Source organism: Salipiger pallidus (assembly GCF_014643635.1).
Lineage (GTDB): Bacteria > Pseudomonadota > Alphaproteobacteria > Rhodobacterales > Rhodobacteraceae > Salipiger > Salipiger pallidus.
The window spans coordinates 72330-86520 of the sequence record NZ_BMJV01000009.1 but is presented as its reverse complement, the minus strand read 5'-3'; the positions used below and the strand labels follow the sequence as shown (position 1 = coordinate 86520).

The following is a 14191-nucleotide window of genomic DNA, read 5'->3' as shown; positions in this document are numbered from 1 at the left end:
AACGCGAAGATGAGGAATTCTTGGTCGATCCAACTCAACATATTGTTATTCGGGTATAAATTGTAAATTTAAACGACTTTTGGCAACCTTCATAAGATTTTCCTAGACAGGCCTGTATCATATTTGTATCCAAAAATGAGCGACCGCATGGAGAGCGGGCCGCAGCGAGAATCCTCAGGGAGGGGAATATGAAGAGACTTTTCGCCATTGCGTCAGCCTTCGGCTTGACCATCGCCGGCGCGGCAGCGGCCGAGTATCCTGAGCGCCCGATCGAGATGATCGTCGCCTACTCCGCCGGAGGCGGCACAGATACCGCGGCGCGCACTCTTGCGCCCTTTATCGAGAAGTATCTGGGCGAGGGCGCCACGATCACGGTGGTAAACCGGCCCGGAGCGGGCGGCGAAGTGGGCTTCACTGAACTGAGCCGCGCAAGGCCCGACGGCTATACCATCGGCTTCATCAACACGCCGAATATCCTCAGCATTCCGATTGCGCGCCAGACGCGCTACTCCATGGACAGCATTCAGGCCGTCTCGAATGTGGTCGATGATGCCGGAGCCTTCAATGTTCTGCCGAATTCGCCGTTCACGACGCTCGACGAGCTAGTTGCCTACGCAAAGGAAAATCCTGGCAGCGTGACCTATGGCACCTCTGGTGTCGGCGGCGATGATCATCTCGCCGTCCTTCAATTCGAGCGCCTCACGGGCATCTCGATGACCCACGTTCCGTTTTCCGGTGCCGCAGATGTGCGCGCTGCCGTCATGGGCGGGCATATTGCCATGGCAGGGCTCAACATCAGCGAGGCGGCATCTCTCGTCAATGAGGGCGAGCTGATTGCGCTCGGCCAGATGGGTGAAAAGCGCTGGACCGGCGCGCCCGATGTTCCGACCTTCCAAGAACAGGGCTATGATCTCGTAATGGGGTCCAGCCGCGGCATCGGTGCTCCGGCGGGGATCCCCAAAGAGGCGCTGAACGCTCTGCAGGAGGCCATTGCCAAAACCGTGGAGGATCCCGAGTTCCTAGCGGCCGCTGAAAAGCAGGACCTTCCGCTGGACTTCCAGAATGCGGCTGATTTCCAAGCCAAACTGGACGAGCTCGACAGCAATCTGCAGACTCTCTGGAAAGAAGATCCTTGGGTTAAGTGACGCCGCCACTCTGCTGGCCGGTCTGTGCCGGCCAGCAAGGGTGGATGACTATTCGGATTTGGGAGGAAGCGCATGAGCAGGCGCCACACCGAGTTGGTTGCGGCCAGCTTATTCGGCATCCTTTTTGCTGTCTTGCTTTGGAACGGCCTGAACTACAGCAATCGGTCAGCCTATATGCCAAGCGCGGCATCGGGCCTCGGCTTGCTGATGTGCATTGCCTGGGCCATCGGTATCTTCGTTACGGCGCAGGATGAAGCTGCTGCGCCAATGGTAATGCAGGCCGATGTGCGTCGGTTTCTCACCATCGTCTGCGCAGGGGCGGCCTTTGTCGCCGGGTTCTTGTGGGTCGGCCTCTTCACCACCACCCTGATTTTCGTGCCCGCGCTGTCCTATACGTTCGGCTATCGCAACGCCCTTGTCACCAGCTTAACGACGGTGGGCTTCGTTGTCGTACTCTACATTGTCTTCCGGGCGCTTCTGGCCGTGCCACTACCGCCCGAACGTCTTCTGACCATGGCTGGATTCTGATCATGGACGTTTTCATGAATATCGCGCAGGCCGCGCCTGCGTTGCTCGATCCGAGCGTTCTTCTCGCAATGATCGTCGGCACTGCCGTCGGTATCGCTGTCGGCGCGCTGCCGGGGCTGTCCGCGACGATGGGCATCGCCGTGCTGATTCCGCTGACCTTTACAATGGAGCCGCTCGTGGCTCTGGGCATGATCGCCGGCATCTACAACGGGTCGATGTATGGCGGCTCGATCCCCGCGATCCTTCTGCGCATCCCCGGCACACCCGCCGGCATTGCCACTGTCTTCGACGGCCATGAGATGGCCAAGCAAGGCAAAGCAAGGCTCGCGCTCAACATTTCGCTCGTGTCGTCCTCCATCGGGAGCGCGGTGAGCGCCGTGGCACTGCTGCTGCTCGCGCCTCCGCTTGCGATGATCGCCCTGCGCTTCGGTCCCGCCGACTATTTCTGGCTCGCGGTGTTCGGGATGACGACAATCGCAATCATGCTCTCGGGTAACCCTGCGAAGGGCATCCTCTCGGCATGCTTCGGCCTCTGCCTTGGGGTCGTGGGGATTGACACCATCACCGGCAACGAACGCTTCACTTTCGGATCGGTCGAGTTTCTCTCTGGCATCCACATCATCGTGTTGCTGACAGGGCTCTATGCCATCCCTCCAGCGATCGACCTGATGATGGGCCGCAACACGATTGATGCAGGCAATGTGGACCTTGGCGAGAAGACCGCCAACTTCTCCTGGTCGAGCCTGATACCGACGTGGCTCCGCTCCTCTGCCATCGGCCTTATTGTCGGGCTTATCCCGGCACTCGGAGGCAATATCGCTGCGCTTCTGGCCTGGCAGGAAGAGCGGCGTTACTCCAAGAACAAGGACAATTGGGGCAAAGGTGAACCCGCGGGCCTCGCAGCGCCCGAATGCGCCAACAATGCGGACACGGCGGCCACACTGATACCGGCGCTGACGCTAGGCATTCCCGGCAATGCGGTCGCCGCAGTCATTCTTGGCGCCCTTCTCGTTCACGGGCTGCGTCCCGGACCCGATCTGTTCCGGGCGGACGCGGAAGTCACCTACGGCTTCATGCTGACAATGCTTGTCACCTCAGGGATGATGTTTGTCATTGGCAAACTTGGGGCGCGCGCCTATGTCAACGTTCTTCGCGTACCGCGCCAGATCCTCGGGCCGATCATTCTCGTACTGACTACCGTCGGGGTCTATGCCATTCACAACAGCATTTTCGAAGTCATCCTGATGCTGGTGTTTGGCCTGATCGGTTTCGCAATGGAGCGTCTTTCGATCCCAACGGCCCCGGCGGTACTTGCGGTGATACTGGGCCCCATTGCGGAAGAGAACCTGCGTCGCGCCCTGCTGATCTCGGGCGACAACATCACCTACCTCGTGCGCAGTCCGATTTCGATCATCCTGGCGTTTCTTGTTGTGATCGCGCTTGTTTCGCCTGCCTGGACGACTTGGCGCAAGAACAAAGTCAACGCCAAGGCCTGACCTATAAAGCCACAGACATCCGAACGTTTCGGCCCCACATGGGACCGGAACGTTCCGTTTCCTAGGTATCGCTTGCGCAACCCATCTTCGCATTCTTAAAAGGCAGACCAAGGGAAACAGGAGGCCTCCGAGCATGAGTGTCAGTGACGACGTACATACCGAGCTTCGTCGCAAACTCATCGCCGGCTTCTTCGAACCTGGCATGAAGTTGAAAGAGGAGCACATCGCCACCGAGCTGGGGGTCAGCCGGACTCCTGTTCGCACGGCGATTCAGCGCCTGATCACCGAAGGCCTACTTGAAGCGGCGCCGAAGCGCGGAGCCATCGTAACGAAATGGCGCGAAAGCGACACCGAAGAGATTTTCCAACTCCGGCTTCTTGCGGAAGGGCAGGCTGCCGCCTGGGCGACCCGGCATGTCCGAGACGAGGACATCGCGCGCATGGAGTGGCTGAACAACCGCATCGAGGAGGCCGTAAAAACCCGTCCGAAAGGCTATCTCGACCAAGTGCAGCAGCACAATTTAGCGTTTCATACCATGTTCTACGATCTCTGCGGTAGCGCCCGGCTCCGGGTCTTTGGCATGAACCTACTGGAATACCCGCTCATCATCGGCGGCTTCTTCATCTATTCCGATGAGGACGCGATGGAGAGTATCCGACAGCATCAGGATATCATCAACGCGTTGCGCAGCCGCAACGCCGAGTGGGCTCGCTCCGCAGTGACATCCCATCTATGTGCAGCGATCGAGCGGTTTCGCAAGACCAAGCTCAACACGCAGCGGCCACCACGACGGTCCGTCGAAGGCTGATCGCCTCTCCGCGTTCTACATCCGCCACACTGGCAGGCGTTCAGGTTTCGCGGATTCCAAAGCCTTCACTCATGTGGATCTCCTATTCGGTCAGTCCGTCGAGGGTCTTGGCCTCGGCTCGGAATTCCGCTGACACATCCTTGCCAGCAATCGTGTCCATGAAGAAATGCACTGCCATCGTTGTCATCGCGCTCGGCCCCCGAGGTCAGGCCCGCAGCATGAGGCGAGACAATCAGTTCGGACGCCAAAAATAGGGGATGACCGTTGTAAGGTGGCTCCACCTCAAAGCTGTCGCCGGAAGCGCCGGCGCTATCCCCTTGCCTGAAAGCAGCCCCGGGAGCGGTCTCGTCGATGATCTCGCCACGGGCGGTGTTTACCAGCATTGCGTGGCTCTGCATCCTGGAGAGGGACGCCGCATCCACCTTTTGCCGCGTGGATGGAACCCGCAGGCAGTGCAGCGGGATGATGTCAGAGCTCGCGACCAGCGCGTCGATGCTGCTGCAAAGTTCGAACTCATCGCGCGAAAGATCCTCTGCCCGCAAAGCGGAATCGAAGGCCGTGACCTGCATCCCGAGCGCGCGCGCCATCGAGGCACCACCCCCGGCAAGTACGACTTAGGGTCGTTCTCGCTCAAGGAACATCAAGAAATCTGTCAGGCGATCGACGGCGGAGACAGCGCAGCCGCTGAAACCGCTATGTGTCGGCTTACACGCCATGGACACTTCCAGCGCATCGCCTTGCTGACCCGCAGGCAGGACTGACGGAACGCCATCACTCATGGTTCCAGTCCTGCGAGCCTCTTTGCGCATGTTCTTCTCGCGCAGGCCGCCGACGGGGTGTCTGTGGCGTGATCCGCCTGTGCTTCGCCATGCGCGGCGAAGAGCCCGGAACAGCCCACTCGCCTCAGCATGACCGGCATCGGCAGATCGCGTCCAGGGATGGTCATGGCGAGGTTGAAGTTCGCGACGTCGCGCAGAACACGCTGGCGCAGCAGGATGTCATCGAAATTGGCACGGTTGTAGTGTGCCGTCGTCTTGCTGAAGGCAGTGCCGTCGATGTCGTCGAAGAAGATCTTCGGCAGCTTGCGGCGCGCCCGATCGCGCAGGTCATCCAGTCTCGCAGTTGCCCTACCGGAGCGGCCTTCAGGGAAGGGCCCCGCCCCTGTAGAAGGGCGGGGCGTCTTGTCTTACTGGGCGCTGTCGGTTGCCGAAAGAAGCGCGTCAACGGTCTCGTCGCCCGCACGTTCCCGCGCCATGTCAATGATGCCCGAGGTCTGGTCACGGAACTGCGCGATTTCCTCGTCGGTCAGGTCGATGATGGTCAGATGCTCTGCCAGCTGCTCACGCATGTCACCCTCGGCCTCCGCCTGCAGATCCCACTGGTAGTCCACCGACTCGGCCAGCACGTCCGAGACGATGGTCTGCAAATCCTCGGGCAGCCCCTCGAACCACTCCTGGTTGATCAGGTTGATGTTCGCGAGGAAGATGTGCTGCGTGTTGATCAGGTAATCCTGCACTTCGTAGAAGCGCTGGGACAGGATGTGGCCGTAGGGGTTTTCCTGCCCGTCGACCACGCCCTGCTGCAGAGCGCCGTAAAGCTCGGGGAAGGCGATGGGCGTCGGTGCGGCACCGAGATCGCGCCAAATGGCGATGTGCACGGGGTTTTCCTGAACCCGGATGCGCAGGCCATTGTCGGCGATGTCGGCGGGCGTGTGCACTTCAGTTCCCGAGGTGGTCAGGTTGCGGAAGCCGCCGTCGAGGATGCCGCCGAACATAATGCCACGGTCCGCGAGCACGCTGGTCAGCTGCTCGGACAGGTCGCTGTCGTTGAGCAGTGGCTTGAGCACGGCCGGATCGGTCGGCAGCACGTAGGGAATGTCGAACACGGCGAATTCAGGGATGAACTGCACTGCGCCCGAGGTACCCAGCGGAGCGAACTGGATGTCGCCGAGCATCAGCGATTCCATGACCTCGCGGTCACCACCAAGGGCGCCACCGCCTTGGTCGACCACATCGATGCGGCCCTCGGAGCGTTCCTCGATGTCGGTTTCGATCTTCTCGAACGCCTTGTAGAGCGGGTGCGCCCGGTCCGACAGGCCGTGGGCCATGATCATGGTGTAGTCGGCAGCCATGGCCGGCAGGGCGAAGGCACAGCTGGCCGCGCAGGACCAGAGCAGGGTCTTGATGGGTTTCATCTTGGTTCTCCTCACTTTGAAAAAGGGCGTACCGGAAGGGTCAGTTCAGCAGGGCGGGAAGGCCCAGCGTCAGTCCCGGAACGTAGGTGATGATCGCAAGCCCGAGCAGCAGCAGCGCGAAGGGCACCAGGAGGCCTTGGCAGATGCGCACAACGCTCAATCCGGTCAGGCCGCTTGCGATGTAGAGGTTGGCGCCGACGGGCGGCGACACGAAGCCGATGGCAAGGTTCACCGTCATGATCAGGCCGAAGTGGATCGGGTCGATCTGGTACTGGGTGACCAACGGCAGCAGGATCGGGGTCAGCACGATGATCGCGGCGATGGTCTCCATAACCATGCCCACGACCAGAAGGATCACGTTGACCACCAGCAGCAGCATCAGTGCATCCGAAACGTTGCCGCCCACGAGGTCGCCCAGCATTCCCGGCACGCCCAGCAGGTTCAGCGTCCGTCCGATGGCCGCGCCGGTGCCAGCGATGATCAGGATCGGCGCAATGGTCAGCGATGTCTGCGCGACGGATTCCACCAGCCCCCTGAAGGTCAGCTCGCGGAAGATCACCATCGATACGAAGACGCTGTACCCAACCGCGATGGCTGCCGCCTCGGTAGGGGTGAAGATGCCGGAATAGATACCGCCCAGCACGATCACCGGGGCCAGAAGCGCCCAGAAGCTGCTGCGGAAGGCCTTGAGGATGGAGGTCTGGCCCGCCGTCGTGGTGATGCGGTCCTTGTTCTTGGTGCCGTACCAGAAGGCGTAGCCCATCAGCAGCAGGGCGATGGTGGCGGCGGGAAGAATGCCGCCCAGGAACAGCGCCGACACCGACACATTGGCGGACATGCCGTAGATGATCATCGGGATCGACGGCGGCACGATCACCCCGAGCGTGCCAGCGGTGGTGACCAGCACCGACGCGAAGCGCAGGTCGTAGCCCTGATTGAGCAGCAGCGGGATGGCCATCGCGCCGATCGCCGCGACGGTGGCGGGCGACGAGCCCGAGATCGCGCCGAAGAGCATGCAGGCCATCACGGTCGAAATCGCAAGCCCGCCGTTCAGCCGTCCCAGCAGCGCATCGGCAAAGCTGAACAGCCGCTTGGCAAGGCCGCCGCGGGTCATCAGGTCGCCAGCCATCATGAACAGCGGCACCGCGAGGAACGGGAAGCTGTCAATCGCCGTGACAATGGTCCGGATCGACTGCCCGGTATTGGTGGGCGCCCCGAACCAGGCAGGGATGATCGCCCCGAAGCCAAGCGAGATCGCGACCGGAACCGTCAGCAGCAGCAGGACGAAGAATGAGACGATGGAAAGTGCAGCGTACATCAGGAAGACACCTCGGGATGGGGTTTCTCGGGATGGCCCCGGAAGTCCATCCACAAGGCCTGCAGGGTGCGCAGGGCGGTCAGGCCGAACCCGACGGGCACCGCGAGGTAGACCATCCACATGGGAAGATTGAGCGCAGGCGAGGTCTGGCCGATCATCTTCAGGCGTTCGATCAGTGGCAGGGATTCCCAGACGAGGATCACGCTGAACGCAAGCACACCAAGATGCGCGATCACCGAGAAGAACCCGGTGACCCGTGGCCCCATCACCACCGGCAGGAAATCGACGCTGATGTGGCGGCGTTCGCGCACCGCGAGGCTGACACCGAGGATAGCGGCCCAGACAAGGATGTAACGGGCCAGCTCTTCGGACCAGACGAAGGGCGAGCGCATGAAGTAGCGCATGAAGACCTGCGCCAGCAGGACCACCGCCATCACGCTGAGCGAGGCAGTGAGGATGATGCGCTCGAAATAGCGCTCAAGGAACAAAAGAGCTTTCATGTGTCCTCCCTTCGTGGGGCGACGACGGGGCCGGGCGCATCCCCCTGCCCGGCCCCATCATCTCTGGATTAGGAAGCGCGGGTGGCCGCGATCCTGGCGCGGAACGTCTCGGTCCCGTGTTCAATGTGTTCCAGCGTGGCGGTCAGGGCCCAGAACTTCTCTTCGATGTCGAAGGGCACCGTGCGGCTGAGGGTCTCGGCAAAGGTGCCGAGGCGCTGATGATAGAGCTTGGCAAGCTTTGGATAGCCCATGGGTTCGGTCTGGGCCGCCAGCGCGAGGAAGACGGTCAGGTCAGCCGCAAGCTCGGGGTGATCCGCACCATGCTCAAGAAGCCACTTGTAGAGATCGGGGTGGAAGTTGGTGAACACTCCCGAGAAGCCGCGCGCCCCGGCCCGCATTGCACCAGCGGCAATGGCGGCGTTGGCGTTGACGATCTGCAGGGGCGTTCCCTCGACCAGCTTCACCCGGCGTTCGACCGTGGGCAGATCGCAGGACACGTCCTTCAGCACGCCGAAGCGGCCGGTCCGCGCACAGTACTGCAGCTCTTCGTCGGACAGAAGGCGGCGGTAGGGAGCGGGGCATTCATAGAGACCCAGCGGCAGATCCTCGGGCAGCCGCGCGAGCAGCGTGTCGAGGTCGCGGATCCACGCGGCGGAGTCGTCGTTGCCCACGGCAAAGCGGTTTGTCACCAGCACGATGCCGTCGGCGCCGGTCTCGACCATCGCCTGCAGTTCGTCGGCCTGTGCATCGGGCGTGTCGCTGACGTGGCCGGACACGATGACCGGAAGACGCCCCGCTGAGGCCTTGACCGTGGCCTTGCCAAGCGCGACCCGCTCTTCGAGGCTCAGGAACTGCATCTCGCTGGACTGGCACACGCCGAACAGCACATCCGCGCCGTGGTCCACATACCAGTCGACAAGCGACTTCAGGCCAGGCTCGTCGATCTGCCCGTCTGCTGTGAAGGGCGTGATCATCACCGGGATGATGCCCGAGAAGGAACGGCTCATGCGGAAGCTCCGGTCTTTTGGGAGAGGAAATCAGGGTTGGCGAGGTACGGACGCAGGCTTTCCACGTCCCCCTCGAGGCAGGACAGGATCGACTGCATGCAACGCTCGGTGACGCGCTGACGCGCCATCTCGTCCATGCCCGACACGTGCGGCGACAGCAGCACGTTGTCGAAGCTGCGCAGGCGGCTGCCGGCGGGCAGCGGCTCGGTCTCGAAGACGTCGAGGCCGACCCCACCGAGGTGGCCGCTTTCCAGCGCATCGCACAGCGCGGCCTCGTCGATGAGCGGCCCGCGCGAGGTGTTGACTAGGATCGCGCCCGGCTTCATCTGCGCCAGCCGCGCGGCGTTGACCGTGTGGCGGGTCTGCGGCGTCGACGGGGCGTGCACCGAGATCACGTCGGCCTGCGTGAAGAGCTCGTCGAGATCCACCGAACGCGCGCCCAGCTCGGCCAGCTGCTCGGGCGTGGCATAAGGATCATGCACGAGAATGGTCATCTGCGCCGCCTGACAGCGGCGGGCAAAGGCTCCACCGATCCGGCCGAGGCCGATGACACCGGCGGTGCGGCCCCACATGCCGGCGTGGAAGCCGTCGAAGGTCCAGGCGCCACCGCGCACCATGGCGTCACGCGGCCCGAGACGGCAGGCCAGGGACAGCGCCATGGCATAGGCGTATTCCGCCACGCTTTCGTGGTTCGTGCCGAAGGCCATGGCCACGGGAATGCCGGCGCCGGTCGCGGCAGCGGTGTCGACCTTGTCGAAGCCGACGCCCCAGCGCGCGATGATCTTCAGGTCAGGGGCGCTTTCCAGCACCTTCGCGGTGTAGGGCTCGCCCCCAGCGATGGTGGCGACGACGCCGTCCTTCAGCAGCTCGATCAGCTGGTCTTCGGTCGGCAGGAGGCCGGTCTCGTTGACGCGGACATCGTAGCCCGCCTCGCGCAGCGGCGCGAAGATCGGATCATTGGGGGCGAACTGTTCGGTGTTCACCAAGATGCGGTTGGCTTCAGCCATGTCTCGTCTCCGGTCAGGCATTGAGTTCAAAATCTGCGGCGTCCACCGCATGAGCATCGGGGATCGAATCCTGACTGCCAGCGCTCAGGCAGGTCAGCGCGGCGGCCCGGGCCGCCCGCGCCATGGCATCGGGCAAGGAAACCCCGCCCTCGAGCGCTGCCGCGAGGTATCCGATGAAAGTGTCGCCGGCGGCGGTCGTGTCGCGTGGACGGATGCGCGGGCTGGGAACACTCACGGTCTGCCCTGCCGTCATCGGGCCAAAGGCCTCGGCGCCCTCAGCCCCGAGAGTGCGCAGCACGGTGTTGCCAAGAGCGCCCGAAAGCGCCCTTGCGTCCGGCGCGCAGCCAAGGCTGCTGGCCAGGAACTGCGCCTCGGTCTCGTTCACCACCAGCAGGCGCACTTGTTCCAGCGTAGCCCGGTCCACGGAGGCGGCGGGCGCGAGGTTCAGCAGCACATGTGCCCCGGCGGCGGCGGCGCGGGCCACCACGCCGCGGGTGACATCCGCAGGCACCTCGAGTTGCAGCACAAGCCAGTCCCGCGCCCCAAGGCCGGTCAGCATGTCGGCGGTCAGGCAGCCGTTGGCACCCTCATCGATCAGGATGCGGTTCTCACCGCTATCCTCGACCATGACGATGGCAGTGCCGGTGGGAACGCTGTCGGCAGTGCCCACGCCCGAAACGTCCGCCCCGGCCGCGCGCAGGTTGGCAAGGGCAAGGCTGGCACCGTCATCGTGCCCGACCATCCCGAACATGCGCAGGCCGGCACCGGCACGGGCTGCGGCAACCGCTTGATTGGCGCCCTTGCCACCGGCCATGCGACGCATGGACCGCGCCGCGAGGGTCTCGCCGGGACCCGGAACCCGCTGCGTGTCGCAGATGATGTCCAGATTGATGGAGCCGAATACGTTAAGCATGTTTGGCATCCTCCCTTGGCTTGCTTCCTCCGATGTAAGCGCTTACAAAATTGCATGGCGAGCGGTCAACCTTTTTCTTTTCATGCCGCACGGCCCGTGCATACTCGCGCCCAAATTCAAGAAGGCCCCCATAAACCATGGCTGCAACCGACGATCCAAATCCCCCGAAACGCCGCCGCAGACGCACCGGGCAGTCCAGTGCAAGCCTTGGTCAAGTCGCCGAACTCGCAGGGGTTTCAACCGCAACGGTGTCGCGTGCGTTCAACAATCCAGACCGCGTCAGCGAGGCGATGCGGAGCCGGATCTTCAAAGCCGCGGAACAGCTGAACTGGGTGCCCAATGCGGCGGGACGCGCCCTGGCCAGCGCGCGGACGAGGATCCTCGGCGCGGTGATTCCCACGCTCGACAACGAGATCTTCGCCCGGCAGGTGCTCGGGCTGCAGGACGGGCTGTCACCGCATGGCTACACGCTGTTCCTTGGCTGTTCGCGCTACTGCGGCGAGGCTGCGCTGACCGAGGTGCGAGCCATGCTCGAACATGGCGTCGAAGGCATCATGCTCGTGGGGCGCGATTATCCCGATACGCTGTTCCGGCTGCTCAGGGCGCATCGCACACCGCATGTGCTGAGCTACATCTACGATCCAGGGCTGGACCATCCGACCGTGGGCTTTCGCCATGACGAGATCTTTGCGCAGCTCACCCGCGCGCACCTGGAGGCCGGTCACCGCCGCTTTGCTCTGATCTTTCAGAACGTCGAGGGCAATTCGCGTGTGGCCGACCGATTGCGAGGGGTGCGCGAGACCCTCGCAGAGGCTGCCGCCCCCCTGCCCGAAGATCAGGTGCTAATCGGTGAAGGAACGTTGCAGTTTGGTGCAGACAGCTTGCGACGACTGATGAGCCTACCCGAGGCCGTCCGTCCCTCTGCCATCATTTGCGGCAACGACACGCTGGCCATCGGTGCGCTTTCAATGGCACAGCGCATGGGGCTTCAGGTGCCAAAAGACTTCGCGATCAGCGGTTTTGACAACACTGCGATCTCCGAGATGACCGCGCCGCCTCTGTACACCGCAGAGATCGACAACTATCTCGTGGGGCGTGAGGCTGCGGAAATGATGCTGCGCCGCCTCAAGAACCGTAAAGCCCCCGTCGAGCATCTCGAACTGCAGCCGCGGCTTATTGCTCGGGCGTCGATCTGACACCGAAACCTGTTTGGCGGCACGCAAGATGCGCCTGTCCGCGGCACGGTGCTGTCCCTGATTTACTGGCCTTCGTGGCGCAACGCCAGCAGATGGCAAAACCGGTCACGGCCCCCTGCCCCACGATGACGAGGTTGCATTGGCCGTGGCGGCGCTCGTCGACACCATCAGCAACCGTGACGCGCTCCCTCGGATGTGGACGCAGGCTGAGGGGGTTCGCGACCCCCCTTCATTGGGCTTCCTCAAAATTGTTGAGGGGAATAAAGGCTATATTCTCATCACAAAACATTGCTTTTTGATGCGAATATAGCGATCAATCCCCTCATGCAGATCTGGAACACTTCCGCTTGGCCACGCTTCCGACACGACCCCGCCAAGAGCGAGGCTCCTCTCGCCCGGGTCATGGCGCGCCTTGGCACCATCGGCGGGCTGCATGCCGGCCTTGCTTCCGATGAGCGCGCCGAGATCTTCTTGCGGGCCATCACCGGCGAAGCGCTCGCCAGTTTCAGCATCGAAGGCGCACCGCTTGCGCCCGATGAAATCGAGGCCTCGGTTGTCGCGTCCCTCGCTCATCGGCAGGCCATGCCTCAGCGTCGCAGCGACGCGATTGCCGAGCTGATGCTGGAGGCCCGCGCCGGCACGGCTCCCCTGACGGCTGCGACCCTGCATCGCTGGCACGCGCTTCTCTTTCATGGCATCGAGGTGGAAGACAGGGGCCAGTGGCGCAGCTTTCCCATGGAGATCGTACGCGGCCCGCGCGGACGCCGGGAGGATGTGCTCTACAGCGCGCCACCGCCCGAACGCATGGCAAACGAAATGGAAACGTTTCTGGAGTGGCTCGAAACCGACCGGCAGCCCCTGCCCCTGCGCGCGGCCATTGCGCACCTCTGGTTCGAATCCATCCACCCGTTCTCGGACGGCAACGGAAGAATCGGCCGCGCCATCATGGAACATGTCTTTGCCCTGGAAGGCGCGCTGCCCTTCTCTCTCTCCAGGCAGATCGAACGCGACAAGCGCGGCTATTATGCTGCGCTTCAGGCCGGGCGCGAGGTGGTGGGAGACGTGATCGACGCAACACCCTTCGTGCTCTGGCTGCTCGAAAAGCTAGAGGGTGGTGTGACGGAGGCCGAAAGCGAAGCGCGTTTCCTCGTTCGGCGCAACGCGTTCTTCCGTGTGTATCCGGACTTGCCTGCAAGGGCGCGCGGCGTGCTCGAGCGGCTTTTCAAGGATGGTGAAGACAGGGTCGATCTCGGCATCTCTGCCGGCCCCTATGGCAAGATTGCAAGGGTTTCCCCGGCAACGGCAACCCGCGATCTGGCCGAACTGGAACGCCGCGGCGTTTTGAGACGCTCTTCCGAAGGTGGTCGCTCAACGCGCTATCGACTGAATTGGTAGTGTCTTGAGCTGGTGATTGCTTCGAGGGCTGGACTGGGCAGACTTCTTCGCAAAGCACAGGTTCTATGTTGCACTCGTGTCAGAGTGACAGTGTCATGCAGTCTTGATGACCTATAGCGTAGTTGGATCGGGGCTCTCTTTCAGGTTCCTCACTATCGTGGCTACCGGGGTTTCCAAGACGCCTGCCCGCTTGGTTGCTGACGCCAACTCCCTGATGAGCTGATAGCTTTGATCATCCTGCTGGCGGCAGAAGGGTGTTCCATCAGTGTCTGAGCCAGCCCCTTTGAAGTGGTCCGCCCACGAAGTGGGAAATCTGATGGGATTTGGGTGAACAGGAGGGCTACGGAATGGCTGGAAAGCGAGAGCAGCCGGAAGACATTGTCATCAAGCTGCGGCAGGTCGATGTATTGCACGGCCAGGGCCTGTCGATGGCCGATGCGGTGCGCCAGATCGGGATTTCGCAGCATACCTCTTACCGATGGCGGAAAACTATGGTGGGATGACCCGGGCGCAACTTTCGCCGGCTCAAGGAGCTTGAGGAGAACGTGAGGCTGCGGCGGGTGGTGTCTGATCTGACGCTCGAGAAACTGATCCTGCCCAAGGCTTCACGGGGAAACTTCTAAGCCCGACACAGACGGAGATTTAAGCACAGAGGCTTCGATTGACCCGGATGTAGCGGCATCG

General features: G+C 62.5%; 13 protein-coding genes and 2 pseudogenes. 7 read left to right on the top strand and 8 right to left on the bottom strand.

Features of this window, described 5'->3' with window-relative positions; all coding sequences use genetic code 11:
- Positions 1-188 precede the first annotated feature (188 nt).
- The 4 genes from IEX41_RS18370 (at position 189) to IEX41_RS18355 (ending at position 3977) form a co-directional block, all read left to right on the top strand.
- Complete coding sequence (locus tag IEX41_RS18370; RefSeq protein WP_188791779.1) at positions 189-1145, top strand: tripartite tricarboxylate transporter substrate binding protein; 957 nt, start codon at positions 189-191, stop codon at positions 1143-1145.
- A 72-nt stretch (positions 1146-1217) separates the two neighbouring features.
- Positions 1218-1673, top strand: coding sequence for a tripartite tricarboxylate transporter TctB family protein (locus IEX41_RS18365; RefSeq protein WP_188791778.1), 456 nt, complete (start codon positions 1218-1220; stop codon positions 1671-1673).
- A gap of 14 nt (positions 1674-1687) precedes the next feature.
- Positions 1688-3169 carry a tripartite tricarboxylate transporter permease gene (locus IEX41_RS18360; RefSeq protein WP_229673358.1) on the top strand — a complete coding sequence of 494 codons (1482 nt, stop codon included), beginning with the start codon at positions 1688-1690 and terminating at the stop codon, positions 3167-3169.
- Between the two features lie 133 nt (positions 3170-3302).
- Entirely contained in the window at positions 3303-3977 is a 675-nt protein-coding gene (locus IEX41_RS18355) for a GntR family transcriptional regulator (protein WP_188791776.1), read from the top strand.
- 272 nt (positions 3978-4249) lie between these two features.
- Here the strand turns inward: IEX41_RS18355 and IEX41_RS21970 are convergent.
- The 8 genes and pseudogenes from IEX41_RS21970 to IEX41_RS18315 form a co-directional block, all read right to left on the bottom strand.
- Positions 4250-4546 (bottom strand): annotated as a pseudogene (locus IEX41_RS21970) (NAD(P)-dependent oxidoreductase); the annotation flags it as partial.
- A gap of 206 nt (positions 4547-4752) precedes the next feature.
- The gene (locus IEX41_RS21965; RefSeq protein ID WP_373285666.1) at positions 4753-5058 is read right to left on the bottom strand and encodes an alpha-hydroxy-acid oxidizing protein; all 306 of its coding nucleotides are present in this window, start codon (positions 5056-5058) and stop codon (positions 4753-4755) included.
- A 105-nt stretch (positions 5059-5163) separates the two neighbouring features.
- Positions 5164-6171, bottom strand: a complete 1008-nt coding sequence (locus IEX41_RS18340; protein WP_188791774.1) for a TRAP transporter substrate-binding protein — start codon at positions 6169-6171, stop codon at positions 5164-5166.
- Positions 6172-6211: 40 nt separating this feature from the next.
- A complete protein-coding gene (locus IEX41_RS18335; protein WP_188791773.1) occupies positions 6212-7489 on the bottom strand; it encodes a TRAP transporter large permease in 1278 nt (425 codons plus the stop codon).
- Positions 7489-7989: a TRAP transporter small permease gene (locus IEX41_RS18330; RefSeq protein WP_188791772.1), complete on the bottom strand. Its 501-nt coding sequence runs from the start codon at positions 7987-7989 to the stop codon at positions 7489-7491. The genes IEX41_RS18335 and IEX41_RS18330 overlap by 1 nt, the downstream gene beginning before the upstream one ends.
- Before the next feature lie 68 nt (positions 7990-8057).
- Complete coding sequence (locus IEX41_RS18325; protein ID WP_188791771.1) at positions 8058-8996, bottom strand: dihydrodipicolinate synthase family protein; 939 nt, start codon at positions 8994-8996, stop codon at positions 8058-8060.
- Entirely contained in the window at positions 8993-10003 is a 1011-nt protein-coding gene (locus tag IEX41_RS18320; protein ID WP_188791770.1) for a phosphoglycerate dehydrogenase, read from the bottom strand. The genes IEX41_RS18325 and IEX41_RS18320 overlap by 4 nt, the downstream gene beginning before the upstream one ends.
- A 13-nt stretch (positions 10004-10016) precedes the next feature.
- On the bottom strand, positions 10017-10916 hold the full coding sequence (locus IEX41_RS18315) for a PfkB family carbohydrate kinase (protein ID WP_188791769.1): 900 nt from the start codon (positions 10914-10916) through the stop codon (positions 10017-10019).
- Between the two features lie 137 nt (positions 10917-11053).
- Between IEX41_RS18315 and IEX41_RS18310 the strand changes: the two genes are divergently transcribed.
- The 3 genes and pseudogenes from IEX41_RS18310 to IEX41_RS21600 form a co-directional block, all read left to right on the top strand.
- Positions 11054-12112 carry a LacI family DNA-binding transcriptional regulator gene (locus tag IEX41_RS18310; protein WP_188791768.1) on the top strand — a complete coding sequence of 353 codons (1059 nt, stop codon included), beginning with the start codon at positions 11054-11056 and terminating at the stop codon, positions 12110-12112.
- Positions 12113-12436: 324 nt separating this feature from the next.
- A complete protein-coding gene (locus tag IEX41_RS18305; RefSeq protein WP_188791767.1) occupies positions 12437-13507 on the top strand; it encodes a Fic family protein in 1071 nt (356 codons plus the stop codon).
- Between the two features lie 347 nt (positions 13508-13854).
- Positions 13855-14121, top strand: a pseudogene (locus IEX41_RS21600) (transposase); the annotation flags it as partial.
- Between the last annotated feature and the right edge of the window lie 70 nt (positions 14122-14191).

Coding starts and splice junctions, on each gene's coding strand:
- IEX41_RS18370 (WP_188791779.1), top strand. CDS start 189: ATGAAGAGACTTTTCGCCATTGCGTCAGCCTTCGGCTTGACCATCGCC.
- IEX41_RS18365 (WP_188791778.1), top strand. CDS start 1,218: ATGAGCAGGCGCCACACCGAGTTGGTTGCGGCCAGCTTATTCGGCATC.
- IEX41_RS18360 (WP_229673358.1), top strand. CDS start 1,688: ATGAATATCGCGCAGGCCGCGCCTGCGTTGCTCGATCCGAGCGTTCTT.
- IEX41_RS18355 (WP_188791776.1), top strand. CDS start 3,303: ATGAGTGTCAGTGACGACGTACATACCGAGCTTCGTCGCAAACTCATC.
- IEX41_RS18340 (WP_188791774.1), bottom strand. CDS start 6,171: ATGAAACCCATCAAGACCCTGCTCTGGTCCTGCGCGGCCAGCTGTGCC.
- IEX41_RS18335 (WP_188791773.1), bottom strand. CDS start 7,489: ATGTACGCTGCACTTTCCATCGTCTCATTCTTCGTCCTGCTGCTGCTG.
- IEX41_RS18330 (WP_188791772.1), bottom strand. CDS start 7,989: ATGAAAGCTCTTTTGTTCCTTGAGCGCTATTTCGAGCGCATCATCCTC.
- IEX41_RS18325 (WP_188791771.1), bottom strand. CDS start 8,996: ATGAGCCGTTCCTTCTCGGGCATCATCCCGGTGATGATCACGCCCTTC.
- IEX41_RS18320 (WP_188791770.1), bottom strand. CDS start 10,003: ATGGCTGAAGCCAACCGCATCTTGGTGAACACCGAACAGTTCGCCCCC.
- IEX41_RS18315 (WP_188791769.1), bottom strand. CDS start 10,916: ATGCTTAACGTATTCGGCTCCATCAATCTGGACATCATCTGCGACACG.
- IEX41_RS18310 (WP_188791768.1), top strand. CDS start 11,054: ATGGCTGCAACCGACGATCCAAATCCCCCGAAACGCCGCCGCAGACGC.
- IEX41_RS18305 (WP_188791767.1), top strand. CDS start 12,437: ATGCAGATCTGGAACACTTCCGCTTGGCCACGCTTCCGACACGACCCC.